Origin of the sequence: Bacillus sp. JJ1609, from assembly GCF_036967045.1 — a bacterium.
Classification (GTDB): domain Bacteria; phylum Bacillota; class Bacilli; order Bacillales; family Cytobacillaceae; genus Mesobacillus.
Genome location: NZ_JBALSS010000005.1, coordinates 66,851 through 70,669, shown reverse-complemented (window position 1 = coordinate 70,669; position 3,819 = coordinate 66,851). Strand labels below are relative to the sequence as shown.

Genomic DNA, 3,819 nt, shown 5'->3' with positions numbered 1-3,819 from the left:
ATCAACAGGGTTTAAAAATAAAGCTTCAACTTTATCAGTGCTTTTTTATTTTACAAAGTAATTTTACACTGGTATTAACCTTTTAACTTAATACTAATACCAACTGATAAATATTATTAAAAAAGGTATAGACAACTATACGTGTCCTTGTTATCATCAAGTTGTAAGCGAATTCATTTTTTGGACTTATTTTTACATTATTATTTATTAAGGGGGAAACACCATGCGTAATGAAGAACGCCTGGCAAGAGAGATACTTGAGCAGCTTGGCGGCTCGGACAATGTTGCAGATGTTGCTTCATGTATGACCCGCCTGCGCGTCAAGCCTGCAAATTACAGCAAAGTAAATGTGGCTGGCATCAAGAAGATTGATGGCGTGCTCGGTGTGGTTGAAGAAGAAACATTGCAGATTATTCTTGGGCCTGGAATTGTCACTAAAGTTGCGAACGAAGTTTCTGAGATTACTGGAAAGTCTGCTAGTCTTGTAGACGAAAACGATCCAAATCCTTTTGAAGGGCTGGCTGGCCGCACGAAGGATGATCTTAACAAGAAAAACTCAACTCCGTTCAAATTATTCTTAAGACGAATCGCAAGTATCTTTATTCCACTAATTCCAGCGATTGTCGCTTCAGGTTTGATTGCCGGTATCACAAACGTTATCGTCCGTGCAGGCGCTGACCCTGAATCAGCGATTGTTCAAGTTCTTAACCTGATTGGCTGGGGTATCTTCAGCTACCTTGGTGTATTCGTCGGTATCAATACTGCTCGTGAATTTGGAGGCTCGCCTGCATTAGGTGGTGCAGCCGGTATCCTAATCATTAACCCGGGACTTGCGAACATTACATTATTTGGTGAAGCACTCGTTCCTGGACGAGGCGGATTAATCGGCGTTATGCTTGCCGCAGCGTTCATCGCATTGCTTGAAAAACGGATCCGTAAATTTGTTCCGTCATCATTGGATATTATCATTACTCCTACACTATCATTATTGATTACAGGTGTTGCCACATTATTTGTACTTCAGCCTGTCGGTGGTTTCATTTCTGACCTGATCACAAAAGGCTTGCTTGGTTTGATTGATATGGGTGGTATCTTCGCAGGATTAATTCTTGCAGGAACATTCCTTCCACTTGTTGTTACTGGTTTGCACCAGGGCTTAACTCCGGTGCATATGGAATTGATCAATACTATTGGCGATGACCCGCTTCTGCCAATCCTGGCAATGGGTGGCGCTGGCCAGGTCGGTGCGGCATTCGCGATTTACTTCAAGACGAAGAACGAACGCTTGAAAAAGGTTATCAAAGGCGGACTTCCAGTTGGGATGCTTGGAATCGGCGAACCGCTGATTTTCGGGGTTACCCTTCCGCTTGGCCGTCCGTTCATCACAGCATGTCTTGGTGCAGCTGTCGGTGGAGCTTTCCAGGCATTCTTTAAAATTGCAACAATCGCAATCGGGGTTTCTGGAATCCCACTTGCTTTCCTTGTCCACACGAACCAAATCCTGCTTTATCTACTTGGCCTATTAGTAGCCTATGTGTTCGGATTCATCTTCACATGGACGTTTGGCTTCAAGGATGAAATGGCAAAAGATATTTAATAAGAAGTGAAAAGCTCTGGTACTTTGTTCAGCAACGACAAGTGCCAAAGCTCGACAAATAAGAAAAAAGGAGGAGAGTTGCTTTCCTCCTTTCTTCTATTCTATCAGGCTATTTTCCTGAATTTTTTTAAAACTAAATTGTGAATACTGTAACTTATTGGAGGGTTTTCATTGCTGGGAATATCCGTTTATTTAAATAAAGATCGCATGGAACAAAACGCAGCCTGGATTGAAAAAGCTGCTGGATATGGGTTGAAGTCCATTTTCACCTCCCTCCATATCCCTGAAGATAACCCTGCTGATTATAAGGAACTTTTACAGGAGCTTGGAGCCCTGGCTAAGCAGCATCATATGGAGCTGATGGCCGATGTCTCTCCCCGATCTCTTAGCTTTCTAGAGCTTGACTGGGACAGCTACGAAAAATTGCTTGAATGGGGTCTTGCCGGCATTAGGGCTGATTATGGTTTTACGACCGAACAAATCGTAGAACTTTCGCAAAAAATGAAAATTGGCATCAATGCGAGTACGGTAACAAAAGAGGAGCTTTTAACATGGATTGAAGCTGGGTTAAAGGCTGAAAACGTGGAAGCATGGCATAATTTTTACCCAAGGCCTGAAACCGGTTTGGACAAGTCCTTTCTTATCGAAAGAAATTTCATGTTTCACTCGATGGGCATCACAACAATGGCCTTCGTTCCAGGTGACAAGGATTTGCGCGGACCTATTTTTGCTGGCCTCCCTACCCTTGAAGAGCACCGTGGACAATTGCCTCATGTTGCAGCTGCAGAGCTTAAGTTTTCTTGTTTTACCGATAAAATCCTGATTGGAGACCACTCAGTATCAGATGAACAATTGGAATTGCTCACTTTACTCTCAGAGGAGATTGTCCCGCTTCGAGTTGAAGCCGGGAGCTTGCCGCAGCTAAAAGAATACATGGGCAAGCCGTTGACAAACAGAATGGATCCTGCACGCGATGTCATCCGCGCTGTTGAATCACGATCCTATGCGTTAAAAGGAGACAAGCAACTCGTTCCTGAAAATCAGCAAGAAAGAACACGTGGTACTGTTACGATCGATAATCTCCTATATGGACGGTATGCAGGCGAATTACAGATTGCAGTGAATAACCTGCCTCGAGATGAGAAAGTTAACTGCATTGGAAAAGTCATCGAATCAGATCTTCCCCTGCTTACAAACATCAAAGCGGGACAAAAATTTCAGTTTATTGTGAGGGATTAACATGAATATCGCCAAACTTAATACAGAACAGCAAAATCCAAAAACAATGAATATAGACCTTATGTCCACAGAAGAAATCATCACGGTCATTAACCAGGAAGATACACTCGTTCCGAATGTACTCGCAAGGCAGGTTCCGAACATTTCGGAGGTTGTCGACAAGATTGTCGCTGCCTTCAAACAAGGCGGCAGGCTGATTTATGTCGGCGCTGGCACCTCAGGGCGTCTCGGAATCATCGATGCATCAGAATGTCCTCCTACCTATGGCACTGATCCGGGTATGGTTGTCGGGATCATCGCAGGCGGAAAAGAAGCCATGACAGAAGCGATTGAAGGTGTCGAGGATGACAAGCAGCAGGGCCAGACAGATATGGAAGAAATCTCACTTTGTGCGAAAGACGTCGTTGTCGGTATCGCCGCCAGCGGTCGGACTCCTTACACGATCGGCGCACTGGAATATGCAAATCAGCTAGGTGCGGTAACCGTTTCTGTTGTTTGCAGCAAGGACTCAGAGATGGAAAAAGTCTCTGACTACACGATTGCAGCAGTCGTTGGACCGGAAGTCATTACAGGATCGACGAGAATGAAATCTGGAACTGCACAGAAGCTCATTTTAAATATGCTTACTACAGCATCAATGATTAAAATGGGCAAGGTTTACGGCAACCTGATGGTCGATGTCCAGATGACCAATGAAAAACTTCATAACCGCGCAGTGAATATCGTAAAAATGGCTACAGGAGCATCTGACGAGGAAGCAAGAGCAGCAATCAAGGATCAAAACTATCATACGAAAGCAGCGATCCTGCAAATCATTACTGGTTTGAAGGGCATCGAAGCGAAAAACCTTTTAGACAAGCATGATGGATACCTCCGTGAAGCGATCAGCGAGCATTATAAAGGCAGCGCACAATAAAGCATTTAAAAATAGATTATGGGTGTCTCTGTTAAAGCTGAATGCTGATTTTAATACCCTGTTGATT

3 protein-coding genes are annotated in these 3,819 nt (G+C 44.0%); all 3 read left to right on the top strand.

Annotated elements, in window-relative coordinates; genetic code table 11:
- Positions 1-223 precede the first annotated feature (223 nt).
- The 3 genes from V7654_RS04020 (at position 224) to murQ (ending at position 3,752) form a co-directional block, all read left to right on the top strand.
- Positions 224-1,597 (top strand): PTS transporter subunit EIIC, encoded by a 1,374-nt coding sequence (locus tag V7654_RS04020; RefSeq protein WP_335428676.1) that lies wholly within the window; start codon positions 224-226, stop codon positions 1,595-1,597.
- 171 nt (positions 1,598-1,768) lie between these two features.
- Positions 1,769-2,836, top strand: a complete 1,068-nt coding sequence (locus tag V7654_RS04015; RefSeq protein ID WP_335428675.1) for a DUF871 domain-containing protein — start codon at positions 1,769-1,771, stop codon at positions 2,834-2,836.
- A gap of 1 nt (position 2,837) precedes the next feature.
- The gene (gene murQ, locus V7654_RS04010) at positions 2,838-3,752 is read left to right on the top strand and encodes an N-acetylmuramic acid 6-phosphate etherase (RefSeq protein WP_335428674.1); all 915 of its coding nucleotides are present in this window, start codon (positions 2,838-2,840) and stop codon (positions 3,750-3,752) included.
- Positions 3,753-3,819 lie beyond the last annotated feature (67 nt).